Annotated in this window: 13 protein-coding genes and 1 pseudogene; 3 read left to right on the top strand and 11 right to left on the bottom strand. The window is 73.1% G+C overall.

What is annotated here, in order from left to right; all coding sequences use genetic code 11:
* The first annotated feature begins 190 nt into the window (after positions 1-190).
* A complete protein-coding gene (locus LCE31_RS24500) occupies positions 191-2,017 on the top strand; it encodes a S9 family peptidase (protein WP_225017672.1) in 1,827 nt (608 codons plus the stop codon).
* Between the two features lie 292 nt (positions 2,018-2,309).
* Here LCE31_RS24500 and LCE31_RS24495 read toward each other — a convergent pair whose 3' ends face one another.
* The 8 genes from LCE31_RS24495 to LCE31_RS24460 form a co-directional block, all read right to left on the bottom strand.
* Positions 2,310-3,062, bottom strand: coding sequence for an SURF1 family protein (locus tag LCE31_RS24495; protein WP_225017670.1), 753 nt, complete (start codon positions 3,060-3,062; stop codon positions 2,310-2,312).
* An 86-nt stretch (positions 3,063-3,148) separates the two neighbouring features.
* Positions 3,149-4,360 (bottom strand): hypothetical protein, encoded by a 1,212-nt coding sequence (locus LCE31_RS24490; protein WP_225017668.1) that lies wholly within the window; start codon positions 4,358-4,360, stop codon positions 3,149-3,151.
* Positions 4,361-4,433: 73 nt separating this feature from the next.
* Positions 4,434-5,210 carry a SigE family RNA polymerase sigma factor gene (locus LCE31_RS24485; RefSeq protein WP_225017666.1) on the bottom strand — a complete coding sequence of 259 codons (777 nt, stop codon included), beginning with the start codon at positions 5,208-5,210 and terminating at the stop codon, positions 4,434-4,436.
* Positions 5,211-5,682: 472 nt separating this feature from the next.
* Positions 5,683-6,753: an aspartate-semialdehyde dehydrogenase gene (locus LCE31_RS24480; protein ID WP_225017664.1), complete on the bottom strand. Its 1,071-nt coding sequence runs from the start codon at positions 6,751-6,753 to the stop codon at positions 5,683-5,685.
* 22 nt (positions 6,754-6,775) lie between these two features.
* On the bottom strand, positions 6,776-8,047 hold the full coding sequence (locus LCE31_RS24475) for an aspartate kinase (RefSeq protein ID WP_225017662.1): 1,272 nt from the start codon (positions 8,045-8,047) through the stop codon (positions 6,776-6,778).
* Between the two features lie 420 nt (positions 8,048-8,467).
* Positions 8,468-9,130, bottom strand: coding sequence for a DUF5063 domain-containing protein (locus tag LCE31_RS24470; RefSeq protein ID WP_225017660.1), 663 nt, complete (start codon positions 9,128-9,130; stop codon positions 8,468-8,470).
* On the bottom strand, positions 9,123-9,722 hold the full coding sequence (recR, locus tag LCE31_RS24465; RefSeq protein WP_225017658.1) for a recombination mediator RecR: 600 nt from the start codon (positions 9,720-9,722) through the stop codon (positions 9,123-9,125). The genes LCE31_RS24470 and recR overlap by 8 nt, the downstream gene beginning before the upstream one ends.
* A gap of 194 nt (positions 9,723-9,916) precedes the next feature.
* Positions 9,917-10,252, bottom strand: coding sequence for a YbaB/EbfC family nucleoid-associated protein (locus LCE31_RS24460; RefSeq protein WP_225017675.1), 336 nt, complete (start codon positions 10,250-10,252; stop codon positions 9,917-9,919).
* A 352-nt stretch (positions 10,253-10,604) separates the two neighbouring features.
* Here LCE31_RS24460 and LCE31_RS24455 point away from each other — a divergent pair, with 352 nt between their 5' ends.
* A complete protein-coding gene (locus LCE31_RS24455; protein ID WP_225017656.1) occupies positions 10,605-11,414 on the top strand; it encodes an SLATT domain-containing protein in 810 nt (269 codons plus the stop codon).
* A gap of 90 nt (positions 11,415-11,504) precedes the next feature.
* Here the strand turns inward: LCE31_RS24455 and LCE31_RS24450 are convergent, their stop codons facing one another.
* A complete protein-coding gene (locus LCE31_RS24450; RefSeq protein ID WP_225017655.1) occupies positions 11,505-12,266 on the bottom strand; it encodes a DeoR/GlpR family DNA-binding transcription regulator in 762 nt (253 codons plus the stop codon).
* Positions 12,267-12,346: 80 nt separating this feature from the next.
* Here LCE31_RS24450 and LCE31_RS24445 point away from each other — a divergent pair, with 80 nt between their 5' ends.
* Positions 12,347-13,663, top strand: coding sequence for an MFS transporter (locus tag LCE31_RS24445; protein ID WP_225017652.1), 1,317 nt, complete (start codon positions 12,347-12,349; stop codon positions 13,661-13,663).
* On the opposite strand, the gene LCE31_RS24440 is transcribed toward LCE31_RS24445, so the two are convergent.
* A complete protein-coding gene (locus LCE31_RS24440; protein WP_225017673.1) occupies positions 13,656-14,309 on the bottom strand; it encodes a hypothetical protein in 654 nt (217 codons plus the stop codon). The two genes, LCE31_RS24445 and LCE31_RS24440, sit on opposite strands and share 8 nt — an antisense overlap.
* A gap of 364 nt (positions 14,310-14,673) precedes the next feature.
* A pseudogene (locus LCE31_RS24435) lies at positions 14,674-15,066 on the bottom strand (FCD domain-containing protein); the annotation flags it as partial.
* Between the last annotated feature and the right edge of the window lie 148 nt (positions 15,067-15,214).

Raw genomic sequence — 15,214 nt, 5'->3', positions numbered from 1 at the left:
GGTTTGGGGCGGACGAGCGCGCCGCAGATCGCTCCGGGCGGGCGACCAGTAGACGCGCGGCGGACGGGGCGGCGACCAGCAGACGCGCGGCGGACGAAGCGCGCGGCGGATCGCGGCGCCGTCGGGAGAGTTATCCACAGGCTGGGGGCGGGGCCCCCACAGGGTCGGTGCGCGGGCGCAGAATGTAGTCATGACTGAGATCACCGGCTCCACCAGTTCCCCGTCGGCCGAGGCGCCCGACTGGGAGAAGCGCTTCAGGGCGCCCCGGGTCTCCCTGCCCGACTGGGCGGAGGACGCCCCGGACAAAGCGCTGTTCGTGTCCAATGCGACAGGGACGTACGAGCTGTACGCGTGGGACCGCGCGACGGGCGCGCAGCGCCAGGCGACCGACCGGCCGAACGGCACGACGGACGGCGTGCTGACGCCCGACGGGGCGTGGATCTGGTGGTTCTCGGACACGGACGGCGACGAGTTCGGCGTGTGGATGCGGCAGCCGTTCGACGGGCGGCCGGACGGTGAGGCGGACGAGCCGGCGGTGCCGGGCCTCGCGCCGTCGTTCCCTGCGGGGCTCGCGCTCGGGCGGGGCGGCCTCGCGGTCGTCGGCCGGTCCACCGACGAGGACGGGACGACGATCCATGTGGTCGGGGCGCGGGGCGAGGCGCCCGTCGAGATCTACCGGCACCGGGAGTCGGCGGGTGTGGGCGATCTGTCCTACGACGGCGACCTGCTGGCGATCGAGCACACCGAGCACGGGGACGCGATGCATTCGGCGCTGCGCGTGGTGCGGCCCGACGGGACGCGGGTCGCGGAGCTGGACGACACCGAGGGCGGCACGCGAGAGCTGGGTCTTGAGGTCCTGGGCTTCTCCCCGGTCTCGGGCGACAGCCGGCTGCTGGTCGGGCACCAGCGCCGGGGCCGGTGGGAGCCGATGGTCTGGAATCCGCTGACGGGCGAGGAGACGGATCTCGCCATCGAGCTGCCCGGCGACCTCGGCGCCGAGTGGTATCCGGACGGTTCCGGCCTCCTGGTCGAGCACAGCTTCGAGGCGCGCAGCGAGCTGTGGCGGTACGACATGGCGGAGCGCGCGCTGGTGCGGGTCGAGACACCGGCAGGCTCGGTGTCGGGCGCGACGGCGCGGCCCGACGGAAGCGTGGAGTACCTCTGGTCGTCGGCCGCGACACCGCCGTCGGTCCGCTCCACGGCGGGCGGCACGGTGCTCGAAGCCCCGGGCTACACCGCGCCCGCGTCCGTGCCGGTCGAGGACGTGTGGGTGGACGGCCCGGGCGGCCGGGTCCACGCCCTGGTGCAGCGGCCTGCCGGGTCGTCGGGCCCGCTGCCGACGGTGTTCGACATCCACGGCGGCCCGACGTGGCACGACAGCGACGCGTTCGCGGCGGGCCCCGCGGCCTGGGTGGACCACGGGTTCGCGGTGGTGCGGGTCAACTACCGCGGTTCGACGGGGTACGGGCGCGACTGGACGGACGCGCTGAAGCACCGTGTGGGGCTGATCGAGCTGGAGGACATCGCGGCGGTGCGGGAGTGGGCGGTGTCCTCCGGGCTCGCCGATCCGGCCCGGCTGGTGCTTTCTGGCGGCTCCTGGGGCGGCTATCTCACCCTGCTGGGGCTCGGCACCCAGCCCGACGCCTGGGCGGCGGGGGTGGCGGCGGTGCCCGTCGCGGACTACGTGACGGCGTACCACGATGAGATGGAGGCGCTGAAGGCGATGGACCGCACCCTGCTCGGCGGCACGCCGGAGGAGGTGCCGGAGCGGTTCGAGGCGTCGTCGCCGCTGACGTATGTCGACGCGGTGCGGGCGCCGGTCTACATCTCGGCGGGCCTCAACGACCCCCGCTGCCCGATCCAGCAGGTGGAGAACTATGTGGACCGGCTCGCGAAGCGCGGCGCGGTCCACGAGGTCTACCGGTACGACGCGGGACACGGGTCCCTGGTGGTGGAGGAGCGCATCAAACAGGTACGGCTGGAGCTGGAATTCGCGAGCAAGTACGTCTCCGCCTGAGCCGCGCGTTCCTGGTCCTGGACCGCCCGGCCGTGCAGCTCATCCGGTTCGGCCGGCCGGTCCGAGCCGGGCGGCGCGCTCCGCAGGCAGTCCAAACCGGCGCGCTCCGCGGGGCGGTCCGGGCCGAGGCGGTCCGGGCCAGGCGAGGCCGGGCGGTCCGCGCCCGCCCGGGCCCGGCGCCCCCGCCCCTCAGGCGCCCGCACTCCGGCTCCGGACGGGACTCGCCCGCAGGAAGGCACCCGCCGGGAAGTCCCCCCGTCCGGCTCCGCCCCGGATGCTCCGGGCAGAACGACTACGCCGTCGTCTCGATGCCCAGGGCCCTGTCGCGCTCCGTCTCGGCCTCGCGGCGCACCAGGCGGAACCACATGTAGATGACGAAGCCGGCGAACACGAACCACTCGCCCGTGTAGCCGAGGTTCTGGAAGGCCTTGAGGTCGAGGCCCGTGTTCTCGGGGGCCGCGGCCGGGACGGGGGTCAGGCCGTGCGAGGCCTTGTTGACGGTCACCCAGCCGTCGTAGACGCCGTAGGGGACGATGTTGACGAGCGACGCCGCGCTGATCATGCCGATCTCGCCGTGCGGCAGGGCGCCGTCGCTGATGACGCCGTCGCTGTCCGAGGTCTCGGACGGCTGGAGCGCGCCGACGACATGGACCTCACCGGACGGCGCGGCGGGCGCCTTCGTGCCGTGGGGCAGCCAGCCCCGCACCACGGGCAGGGCCTTGCCGCCGTCGGTGCGCAGCATGGTGAGCACGTAGGAGCCGGTACGGCCGTCGAGCTGGCGGTCGGGGACGAGGAACTGCTCCCCGTAGCGCCCGCTGACCTCGGCCTGCCGCCCCGAGCTCTGCTGTGTGACGGGAAGGAGCCCCGCGAGCGGAGCCGCGGGCTGCTTCGCCGGGTCCGGCCGGTGGTCCGCGGCGCGCTGTGCGTCGACCCGGCCCTCGAAACGGCTCAGCTGCCAGATCCCCATGAAGACGCAGACGGGGATCGCCAGCAGAGCGAAGACATTGATCCCCATCCATCGGGGCGTCAGCAGAAACCGGTACACCCCACCACGGTACGGAACCCGCCTGTGCGCCGGTCCTCGGGGTACCCGCAGGGACCGGGCACGGAGCGGGCACCGCCCCGGCCGGCTCAGGCCGCCGGGGCGCCCACCGGGCCCGTCTTGTAGATCGTTCCGGCGCACGCGTTGGAGATCGTCGTCTCCGCCTTCGGCACCCCGAGCTCCGGCGTGTGCGAGACGGACACGCTGCCGTCCTGCGTACCGCCGCCGCCCGTACCCGAGCCGCTCTCGACGAGCTGGGTGCTCAGGCCGTCCGAGGTGCCGGCGCCTGCGTCCGGGGAGTGGGCGCCCGAGTCCGAGCCCGACGCCGCGGAATCGTCGCTGCCCGGGGAGTCGCCCGCCGACGGCGCGTTGCCCGGGCCGTCGTCCGACTGCGACGGGTCCGGTGAACCGCCGTCGCCCTTGGCGGGGCAGGTCGCGGACGGCACGAACGCGAACTGCACCTCGTACGCGGTGGCCGGGGCGAGTGCCACCGCCGCGCCGCCGCCGGGTGCGTCGGGCAGCCGCGTCGCGGGGTCGCCCGCCGTGTGCTGGACGACGCTGATCTTCGACGGGTCGGCGGCGCCGGCCGCCACGAAGCCGAGGGTGTCGCCGCCCGTCACGGTGCACTCGGTGTCGGAGACGTTCGAGACGTGGAAGCTGCCGTACACCGTGCCGTTCGCCGTCGGCGGCCTCTTGGACGCCGTGACGCCCAGCTGGCCGGCGGAGCAGACCGGCAGCGCCATGTCGAAGGTGCTCCCGGGCGGGGAGACCGCGCCGGAGCCGAGCCCGCCGTCGGCGCGGCCGGTCAGCGCCGGGCCGTCGCTGTGCGGGGTGGGCTTCTGTCCGGCCGTGGCGCCGCCCGGCTTCCCGGCCCCTTCGCCGGGGCCGAGGCCGTTGTCGGCGGCGCCCGAGCGACCGCCGTCCGGCCGTGCGCCGGATGCCCCGCTCTCGTCGCGGCCCGCGCTGACCGTGCTGCCGTCCAACACATCGGACGCTCCTGCGACGTGCAGGAACGCGGGTACGGCCGTGCCGATGAGGAGCGCGGCTGCCGCGGCGCCCACCAGGGCCTGCCGCTTGCGCGCCCGACGCGCGGGGATCGCGGCGCGCAGGTGGTCGAGCGCGCCGTCGGCCGGTTCGATCCCGTCCACCGCTGTCTGGAGCAGGCGCCTGAGGGCGAGTTCGTTTTCCGGGGCGCTCGCGTCCGCGCCCCGCGCCCCGCCGGTTCCTCCGGCGGCCCCGTCGCGCCCGGCCGCCCCGGTGTTCGGCTCGTGCTCCGGCTCGTTCTCCGGCCCGTTGCTCACTGTCCCGTTTCCAGTCGGTCCGCCCGGCGGTACGTCTCGGTCGCCGGTCCGTCGCCCGTTCCCCGCAGGCCCGTCATGCCGTGGCCTCCATGGCCACCCTGAGCGCCGCGATACCGCGGGACCCGTACGCCTTCACGGACCCCAGGGATATCCCGAGCGTCTCCGCCACCTGTGCCTCGGTCATGTCCGCGAAGTATCGCAGTACGAGCACCTCGCGCTGGCGCCGCTGGAGTCCGCGCATCGCCTTGATCAGCGCGTCGCGTTCCAGCTGTTCGTAGGCCCCTTCCTCGGCGCTCGCCATGTCGGGCATGGGCTTCGAGAGGAGCTTGAGCCCGAGGATGCGGCGGCGCAGGGCGGAGCGGGAGAGGTTGACGACGGTCTGCCGGAGATAGGCGAGCGTCTTCTCCGGCTCGCGTACCCGGCTGCGCGCCGAGTGGACCCGTATGAACGCCTCTTGGACGACGTCCTCGCAGGACGCGGTGTCGTCGAGGAGCAGTGCGGCGAGCCCGAGGAGTGAGCGGTAGTGCTTCTGGTAGGTCTCGGTGAGGTGGTCGACGGTGGTGCCCACGGCCATGGTGTCGTCAGCACCCGCGTTCGTGCGGGCGGACACGGGCGAGGCAGCAGGGGAAGTCGGGGCTGCCGGGGTTCCCGGCGCGCGCGACCGGCCGCGCCCCGGCTCCGGGAGTGCTGTCGGCTGTGCGGGCGGCGGTACCGACGCGGGCCCGGCGGCGGGCACGGGCGTGATCACCGGCATGCCGCCACCGGTCGGCGCGGCCCGCGGCCTGCGGCCGGGGCGCGTCGCCACACCTCTGAGGGGGCCGATCGCCGGGAATTCGAGTACCTCTGCCACGCTTGTTGGACACGCTGCCCCCCGGCAGGGTTGTACGCGCATGCCGCTGCGTCTGACGATGCGCCACGTGCGCTGTTTACGCTGTTTGCATCCATACGTCCCCGTTCTCCCCCGCTGCCCCGGTAATGGCCACCCGACAAGGGTGACGGTGTAGACGTCCCGGGAACGACTGGCGGTTGCGGGACTTGCACAGAAAGTCGGATCTGCATACTCCGACACGACGATGCCCCAGTTCAAGGGGTACAGACCCCCGGATTACTCACGGGACGTTCACAAGTTGGACACGTGGTTCCGCCCGCCTCTCCCGCGGGCGGGGCAGGGCGGAGCGCGCCAGGGCGGACACGGCGTACGCCGACCGCGGGCGGGGCAGACAAGGCGTACGCCGACCGCGGGCAGAGCGGACACGGCGGACGCCGGCCGGAGGCGCGGGCGTCCCGTCCGCTCAGTCGCGCTCAGTCGCGATCCGTCGCGGTCAGTCGCGGAGCTCCGCCGCCACCGCCTCCGCGATCTGCGCGCTGTTGAGTGCCGCGCCCTTGCGGAGGTTGTCGCCGCAGACGAACAGTTCGAGCCCGCACGGGTCGTCCAGCGAGCGCCGGACCCGCCCGACCCAGGTCGGGTCCGTGCCGGCCACGTCGGCGGGTGTCGGGAAGTCGCCCGCGGCCGGGTTGTCGAACAGTACGACGCCCGGCGCCGTCGCCAGCGTCTCGTGCGCGCGCTCGACCGTGATCTCCTGCTCGAACCGGGCGTGCACCGACACCGAGTGGGCCGTCACGACCGGAACGCGTACGCAGGTCGCCGTCACCGGCAGGTCGGGCAGGCCGAGGATCTTGCGGGTCTCGTCGCGGATGCCCATCTCCTCCGAGGACCAGCCGTCCTCGCGCGCCGTCCCCGACCACGGCACCACGTTGAGCGCGAGCGGCGCGGGGAACGGGCCCGTCGCGTCGCCGACCGCGCGCCGTACGTCGCCGGGGTGGGTGCCGAGCCGGGTGTGGGCGACGAGCGACAACTGCTGCCGGAGCGCGGCGACGCCCTCCTGGCCCATCGAGCTGACCGCCTCGTACGACGACACGACCAGCTCGCGCAGCCCGAACTCGGCGTGCAGCGCGCCGACGGCCACGATCAGCGAGAGCGTCGTACAGCCGGGGCTCGCGACGATGCCGCGCGGACGCATGCGCGCGGCGTGCGGGTTGACCTCGGGCACCACAAGCGGCACCTCCGGGTCGCCGCGGAAGGCGCGGGACCCGTCGACCACCACCGCACCGCCGGCCACCGCCACGGGCGCCCACCGGGCGGCGACCTCGTCCGGTACGAGGAAGACGGCGACGTCCACGCCGCGCAGCGACTCCTCGCTCAGCGCGACGACCTCCGTCTCGACCCCGCGCACGGAGAGCTTGGTGCCCTCCGTACGCGGGGTCGCGAGCAGCCTGATGTCGCCCCAGACGTCCGCGTGCTGGGACAGGATCTGGAGCATCACGGCGCCGACGGCGCCGCTCGCGCCGACGACCGCGAGCGTCGGCCCCCCGGTCGTCGGCCCCGCGGTCATCGGCCCGGGCCCGGGCGGCCGGTCATCGGCCGGTGCCTCCGTACACGACCGCCTCGTCCGACTCGCTGTCCAGGCCGAAGGCCGAGTGCACGGCGCGCACCGCCTGCTCGACCTCGTCCGCGCGCGTGACGACCGAGATGCGGATCTCGGAGGTCGAGATCAGCTCGATGTTCACGCCCGCGTCGGAGAGCGCCTCGAAGAAGCCCGCCGTGACGCCGGGGTTGGTCTTCATGCCGGCGCCGACCAGGGAGATCTTCGCGATCTGGTCGTCGTAGCGCAGCGAGTCGTAGTCCACGAGGGACTTCGTCCTGCCCAGCGCGTCGATCGCCTTGCGGCCCTCCGCCTTCGGGAGGGTGAAGGAGATGTCCGTCAGACCCGTCGAGGCGGCCGACACGTTCTGCACGACCATGTCGATGTTGATCTGGTTGTCGGCGATGGCCCGGAAGATCTTCGCGGCCTCGCCCGGCTTGTCGGGGACTCCGACGACCGTGATCTTCGCCTCGGAGGTGTCATGGGCGACACCGGAGATGATGGCCTGCTCCACCTTGCGGTCCCCTTGTGCTTCGTTGCCGACCCATGTGCCCTGGAGTCCGGAGAAGGACGAGCGGACGTGGATCGGGATGTTGTATCGGCGCGCGTACTCGACGCAGCGGTGCAGCAGCACCTTGGAACCCGAGGAGGCCAGCTCCAGCATGTCCTCGAAGGAGATCGAGTCGATCTTCCTGGCCTTCTTCACCACGCGCGGGTCGGCGGTGAACACGCCGTCGACGTCCGTGTAGATCTCGCAGACCTCGGCGTTCAGCGCCGCCGCGAGGGCGACCGCGGTGGTGTCGGAACCGCCGCGGCCCAGCGTGGTGATGTCCTTCTTGTCGTGGGACACGCCCTGGAAGCCCGCGACGATCGCGATGTTGCCCTCGTCGAGCGCCGTACGGATACGGCCCGGCGTGACATCGATGATGCGCGCTTTGTTGTGGACGGAATCGGTGATGACGCCCGCCTGGCTGCCGGTGAACGACTGGGCCTCGTGGCCCAGGTTTTTGATGGCCATGGCCAGCAGGGCCATGGAGATACGCTCTCCGGCGGTCAGCAGCATGTCGAACTCACGGCCGGAGGGAATCGGAGATACCTGTCCGGCCAGATCGATCAACTCGTCCGTCGTGTCACCCATCGCCGACACCACGACGACCACTTGATGGCCTGTCTTCTTGGCGTCGACGATCCGCTTGGCGACCCGCTTGATGCCCTCGGCATCGGCTACGGAGGAGCCTCCGTACTTCTGCACGACAAGGCCCACGTGCGCTCCTCGATCATTCCGTTGATGCGGTCGTCTCAGTCTATCGAGCAGCTGCACGACACTCCGGACATATCACATCGCGAGATGACTGGCTCACCAAGTGATCGCACGCAACATGGTCGTCCACCATGCCGTGGCGCCGCTCGGCATCAATGCATGCCCCGGATGGCGGCGGCCACGCGGAAGGTAATCCACTTCACAGGACCCACCCGGTTTGTTCTGCCCTGTCGAGACAAATGTCCCTTTGGGGCAGTTCGGGTACGGACGGGGCGCACGCGGTCGTCGTGTCCGACGAGCACGGGACCGAGCGGGTGCCGGACGAGGCGGGTGCGGGACGAGGCGAGTGCCGGACGAGGCGCCGCGCGCCCCGCTTCACGTCCGCGGCGTCACGCGCCCCGGCCCCGCTTCACGTCCGCGGTGTCACGCGCCGCGCAGGCCCAGCGGTCCCGCGATCTCCTCGGCCATGACCTGGCCCGCCTCCTCGGCCAGCGCGTCGTCCTCGGCGCTCAGGTCCTCGTCCGTGTCCAGGCCGTCCAGGGCGGGCAGGGCCTGGTTGAGGCGGACGTGCGCCACCAGGGACTGGAGCGCGCGCAGCGTCGCGGACGCGACCCCGCCCCAGCTCGTGAAGTACGAGAACTGCCACCACCACAGCGCCTCGGTGACCCGGCCCGCGCGGTAGTGCGCGAGGCCGTGCCGCAGGTCCGTGACGACGCCCGCGATGTCGTCCGAGATCCGCGAGGGCACCGGCGCCTTGCGGGGCTCGTACGGGTCGAAGACCTCGGAGTACACGTCGATCGGTTCGAGGATCGCGGCGAACCGTTCCCTCAGCTCGTCCACGTCGGGCTCCGGGCCGAGGTCGGGTTCGTAGCGCTCGTCCGGCAGGACGTCCTCGTGCGCGCCGAGCCGGCCGCCGGCCAGCATCAGCTGCGAGAACTCCAGCAGCAGGAACGGTACGGCGCGCTCCGGCTCGTCGCCCTTGGCGACCTCGGTGATCGCGACGATGAAGCTCTCGATCTGGTCGGCGATCTGGACCGAGAAGTCGTCCGGGTCCTGGTGGGCAGCGTGCAGCGTTGCGTCAGACATCGAGAAGTCTTCTCCCCTCGAAGGCACGCCCGAGCGTGACCTCGTCGGCGTATTCCAGGTCGCCCCCCACGGGCAGACCGCTGGCGAGGCGGGTGACCCTGAGCCCCATGGGCTTGATCATGCGGGCCAGGTACGTCGCCGTCGCCTCGCCCTCCAGATTCGGGTCGGTCGCGAGGATCAGTTCGTTCACCGCGCCGTCCGCGAGGCGCGCGAGGAGCTCGCGAATCCTCAGGTCGTCGGGGCCGACCCCCTCGATGGGGCTGATCGCGCCGCCGAGCACGTGGTACTTCCCACGGAACTCGCGGGTGCGCTCGATCGCGACGACGTCCTTCGGCTCCTCGACCACGCAGATCACCGCGGGGTCGCGGCGCGGGTCCCGGCAGATCCCGCACTGCTCCTCCTGCGCGACATTGCCGCACACGGCGCAGAACCGGACCTTGTCCTTGACCTCAAGGAGGGCGTGGGCCAGGCGGCGTACGTCCGTCGGTTCGGCCTGGAGGATGTGGAAGGCGATCCGCTGCGCGCTCTTGGGACCGACGCCGGGCAGTCTGCCCAGTTCGTCGATGAGGTCCTGAACCACGCCTTCGTACAACGGGTGCCTTCCTTCACTTCCTGCGTTCTTGGAATCAGGTGTACCGGTCGGCCTTGAAACACGAGGTACAGCCTTGCGAACTCCTCGTAAAGCCGACGTCAGAAGACGTCACGGAGACGTCGGCCGGTGCGGGACGCCCCGTGCGGCCGTCCGACGTCCGCGCCCGCCGCCTGCGGTCGGAGCCGTCGGAGCCGTCAGAACGGCATTCCCGGCATGCCGCCGAGGCCCTGCGCCAGCGGGCCCAGCTTCTGCTGCTGGAGCTGCTGCGCGTTGTCGTTCGCCGCCTGCACGGCCGCGAGAACGAGGTCCGCGAGCGTCTCCGCGTCCTCAGGGTCGACGGCCTTCGGGTCGATTACCAGGCCCTTCAGCTCGCCGGAGCCGTTGACCCTCGCCTTCACGAGGCCGCCGCCGGACTGGCCCTCCACCTCGGTGGCCGCCAGTTCCTCCTGGGCCTTGGCGAGGTCCTGCTGCATCTTCTGGGCCTGCTGGAGAAGCTCCTGCATGTTCGGCTGACCACCACCGGGAATCACGGTCACTCCTGGCAATTCGACGACAACATTCCTGTGGGGCGAGCCTACGTGCTCCCGCCGCGCCTCGCCCCACCCGTTGGGACCAACTCTTTCGAGTGAGGCCGAACGGGCTCCCTTACCTGATCAAGAGGCTCCAGCGGGAGAAGTTCCCCCGAACCTGACCGGCACACCCTCCGTTCGGCGGTAGGAAAGTGCGATGCGCCACGGCGTGCGGACCCACATGAGCGGTCGCACCGCGCAGCCGCACGGCCGCAGCACCACGGAAGCAAGACCGCAGGAGCGCAGGACACACGTACGAGAGCCCGGCACGACCACACGCGCCGGGAACGTCGAACCGCTAAGGAGTGCCCCGGTGAGCCAGCCGGAGATGCAGCCCGGAGGGACAGGCCGGGACGACGAGCTCGCGGACACGGGCGCCGGTACCCGTTCGGCCCGACCCGCTGACGGTGGCGGGGGTACCGGTGGCGGCGGTACCGGCGGTCCCGAGCACGGCGAACTGGTCGGCGGCCCGTTCCCGCTGGGCGACTGGGGCGAGCCCGCGCAGCGCCTCGACGAGCTGTACCGCTGGGTCGAGACGGGCGCGCTGCACACGGTGCGCTGGTATCTGGCGGACCGGGTACGGCGCAGGCTCACGGCGCGTGCGCTGCGCGGCGGTACGGCACTGGGCGTGGTCACGGGCGTCGCGCTGCCGCTGCTCGACCTGGCGGGCAAGGCGCCCGGCACGGCGAGCTGGGGCTGCCTGGCGCTGCTGCTGGGCGGCGCGTGCCTGGCGTGCGACCGGTACTTCGGCGTCACGTCGGGCTGGATGCGGCACGTGGCCACCGCGCAGGCCGTCCAACGGCGCCTCCAGACACTCCAGTTCGACTGGGCGGCGGAGTCGGTGCGCGAGGTGCTCGGCCCGACGGAGGGCACGGCGAGCGAGGCCGCCGAGCGGTGCCTCGGGGTGCTGCGCCGGTTCTGCGAGGACGTCACGGAGCTCGTACGGGCGGAGACCGCGGACTGGATGGTGGAGTTCCGAGGGGGTGTGGGGACCGGAGCGCTGCTGTTGCAGTCGGCGCCGCTGAACCGGAGCGGCGAGGCGCCGACCTCGCCGCCCCCGCGCCCGTTCGCCGCGGGCACCCGCCCGAACATGCCGCGGCAGCGCCCCCCGGAGCCCCGCTGACCGACCGGTGGCGCCCCCGCGCCGGTTGGCGCAGGCGCACGCCGGCTCGCGCAGGCGAGGCGCGCCGGTTGGCGCAGGCGCGCGCCGCGATCACGCGTCCGGCACGATCCGTACCGTCGTGCCGGCCGCCTCCAGGGCCGCGCGTTCGGCCGCCGGGGCCGTGTCGTCCGTCACCACCAGGTCCAGCGCGTCCGCGTCCGCCACGTGCGCCAGGGCCGTGCGGGTCAGCTTCGCGCCCTCCGTCACCGCGATCACCCGCCGCGAGGCGCGCATCGCCGCGCGTTTGACGGACGCCTCCGGCAGGTCGTACGCCGTCAGGCCGTCCGCCGCCGTCAGGCCGCAGCAGCCGACGACCGCGGTGTCGAACCGCAGCGCCGCGAGCGACGCCTCGGCCAGCGGCCCCACCATGCCGAGTTCGCCGGGCCGCGCCTCGCCGCCCGGCAGGAGCAGCGTCGGACGGGCGCCGCCGGTCAGGGCGTTCGCCGTGTGCAGCGACAGCGGCATCACGGTGAGCCGCCGCCCGTGCAGCGCCCGCGCCACCTCCCGGCAGGTCGTGCCGCCGTCGACCACGACCGCCTCGCCGTCGGAGATCAGCCCCGCGACCTCGGCCGCCAGCCGGCGCTTGCGCTCGACCCCCTCCTCCACCCTGAGTGCGAACGGCGTCTCCTCGCCGCGGAGCAGCAGGCTGCGCGCCCCTCCCCGGTACCGCTCCAGCACGCCCTGTCCCGCGAGGGCCTCCAGATCGCGCCGCACCGTCATCTCGGACGCCGCCGTCAGTTCCGCGAGGTCGGCCACGCTCATCTCGCCCGCCGCCCGCACCGCGTCCGCGATCTGCCTGAGCCGGTTCATCATGCTCCTCGTCGATGTACGAACATCCTCGATGTTCGTTGAAGCCAGTTTCGCACATGACAAGTGTGCGATACTTTCCTTTCATGACGAGTACGCCGCGCGTCCCGCGCTCCGCCCGCCTCGCCACCTTCGCCTGTTTCGGCCTGAACGGCTTCGTCCTCGGCATGTGGGTCGTCCACATCCCCGTGATCGAGCAGCGCGCGGGCATCAGCCACGCCGTGCTCGGCTGGCTGCTGCTGGTGCTCGGCGGTGCCGCCTTCGCCGGGATGCGGCTCGCGGGACCGCTCACCGACCGGTACGGGCCGCGTACGGTCGTCCCGGCGAGCGGCGTCCTGCTCAGCGCCTCGCTCGTCCTGCCGGGCCTCGCCACCGGTGCCTGGGCACTGGGCGCCGCGCTGCTCGTGCTCGGCTTCTGCAACGGCTGCCTCGACGTCTCCATGAACACCCACGCCGTCCAGGTCGAACACCGCTACGGGCGCCCGGTCATGTCCGCGTTCCACGCCGTCTTCTCGCTCGGCGGCGTCCTCGCCGCGCTCGTCGGCGCCCGCGTCCTCAGCTGGGACTGGAGCACGCCCGGCACCCTCGCCGGCATGGGTGCCTTCGGCGTGCTGGTCGCCTTGGGCTCCGCGCCCGCCCTGCTGCCGCGCGAGCCGCGCGCAGGCAAGGCACCCGAGGCGTACGGGCCCGGCGCACCGGACGGGCCGGGGCAGGCGCACGGGCCCGGCGCACCGGACGGGCCGGGGCAGGCGCACGGGCCCGGCGCACCGGACGCGGCCGGGCGCGGCACGCGCCGCCCGGTCCCCCAGCGCATCCGGGTGCTGGCGGCCCTCGCCTTCATGCTGATGCTCTGCGAGGGCGTCGCCAACGACTGGAGCAGCCTCGACCTGAGGGACGTCCTCGACGCGCCCGCCGCCACCGCCGCCTTCGCCTACGGCTCGTTCTCCACGGCCATGACCGTCGGACGCCTCGTCACCGACCGGGTCGCCGCCCGCTTCGGCCCCGTGGCGATCGTCCGTTACGGTGCGGGGCTCGCCACCGCGGGCCTCGCCGTCGTCGCCGTGACGCCGTGGATTCCGCTCGCGCTCGCCGGGTGGGCCGTGTTCGGCCTCGGCCTCTCGGGCTGCGTCCCGCAGCTGTTCAGCGCCGCCGGGCACGCGGACCGCGAGGCCGCGGGCGCGAACGTGTCGCGTGTCGCCGGCCTCGGCTACCTCGGCATGCTCGCGGGGCCGACGGTGATCGGACCGCTCACCGGCGTCGTCCCGCTGAACGCCGCGCTCGTCGTGCCCGTACTGCTGTGCGCGGCGGCGGCCGTGTCCGCGCGCGTCCTCCGGCCCCGTGTGGACCCGGGCCTGACTCCGCCCCCCCACGGTCCCGCCCGTGACTCCGCGGGCGTCAGCTGAAGATGATCATGGAGCCCTGACCCAGGCTCTTGGTCGCCGCCGCGTGCAGACCGAGCCATACGTGCCGCTCCCGCTCGAACGGGCCGCCGCCGCCGTCCGCTCCGGTCCCGGCCCGTTCCTCCAGCGTCGTCGGCCCCGCGGGCGGCAGCGGCGGCGGCGGAGGGTTCCGCGGGTCGATGCCGATCGCGGGAGCGACCAGCTCAAGCTCCCGCAGCAGACCGTGCGCCGACCCGAGCGGGCCGCCGCCTTCGAGGAGCTGGTCGTTGGAGAGCGGGGCGGCGAAGTCCACGGGCACGTACGCGCCCGCGTGGTCGAAGTGCCAGACCAGATGCGACTGCTGGGCCGTCGACTCGAACATCTCCAGCAACTGCTCGTAGTCGCTGCCCAGCTCGCCCACGGGCGTCACCGGGAGGCCGCACACCTGGAGCAGGTACGCGCGCCGCAGGAAGTGCAGTGCGTCGTAGTCGAATCCGGCCACCGGGGCGACGTCCCCGGAAAGGCCCGGCATGTAGGCGTACACGGGGACGGGCGGCAGCCCCGCCTCCCCGAGCGCCTTGTCGTAGACGGCGATCTCTTCGGCGAAGGGGTTGTCGGGGCTGTGGCACAGCACGTCGACGAGGGGGACCAACCACAGGTCACAGGCCAAGGGGGGCTCGCTCTCGGGCAGTTCTGGTTCTCTCTGGAATCGCCGTTCGGTCACGGATCTGTTCACGGGGCCGGGGAGACGGCCGTCTTCGGGGGCCGTTCACGAGGCCGTTGAGGCGGCCGTCTCGGGCGGCCGTCACGTGGCCGTCGAGGCGGCTGTCTCGGGCGGCCGTTCACGCGGCCGTGCACGGACTCGGGCGCGCCGTTCGTCGGGGCCCGTACCGGACGACGCGGGGCCCCGCCGCCGGTGGCGCCGCGGGGGAGGCCGGGCGCACACGGGGTCGCGTCGCGGACTTCGGCAGGCCGTGGTCGGGACAGCGTAATGCGCCCGGCGCGCGGCGCGAAGAGTGCGGAAGGCACCGGAGTCAGAGCGCCGCGTCACCGGCCGCCGCACCGCCCGCGAGCCCGCCGGGCACCCCGCCGGCGGCCCGGCCCGCCACGGCGTCCGCCCACGTCAGTAAATGCGTGTTGTACTGCCCGATCAGTTCCCTGATCCCGGCAGTGTCGCCCGCAGCCACCGCGTCCACCAGCTCCTCGTGCCCGCTCCACAGCCATCTGTATGCCTGAGCGTCTTCCCGCAGGAAGGGCACCGCGAACACCCATGCCTTCACCCGCATCCGGTCCAGGAACTCCGACACGTACGGGTTGTCCCCCAGGACGCTCAGTTCACGCCAGAACCTGAGGTCGTATCCGATGAGTATCGCCACGTCCCCGGCGCGCGCGGCGCGCGCCGCCTCCTGGGCCCGCCGCCGCACGGAGGCGAGGGCGCGGGCGCCCCGCGGGCCGGGGGGGGGGGGCCCGGGGCCGCCCCCCCCCCGGGGCCGCCCGCCGCCCTCAGGTGACCGTCCAGACGAAGGTCGCCGTGGCCCGCGCGCCCGCCGGGGTGGTGGCGGTGACCGTCACCGT

Source organism: Streptomyces sp. 8L, from assembly GCF_020176795.1.
Taxonomy (GTDB): Bacteria; Actinomycetota; Actinomycetes; order Streptomycetales; family Streptomycetaceae; genus Streptomyces.
This window is presented reverse-complemented; position numbering and strand designations above follow the sequence as displayed.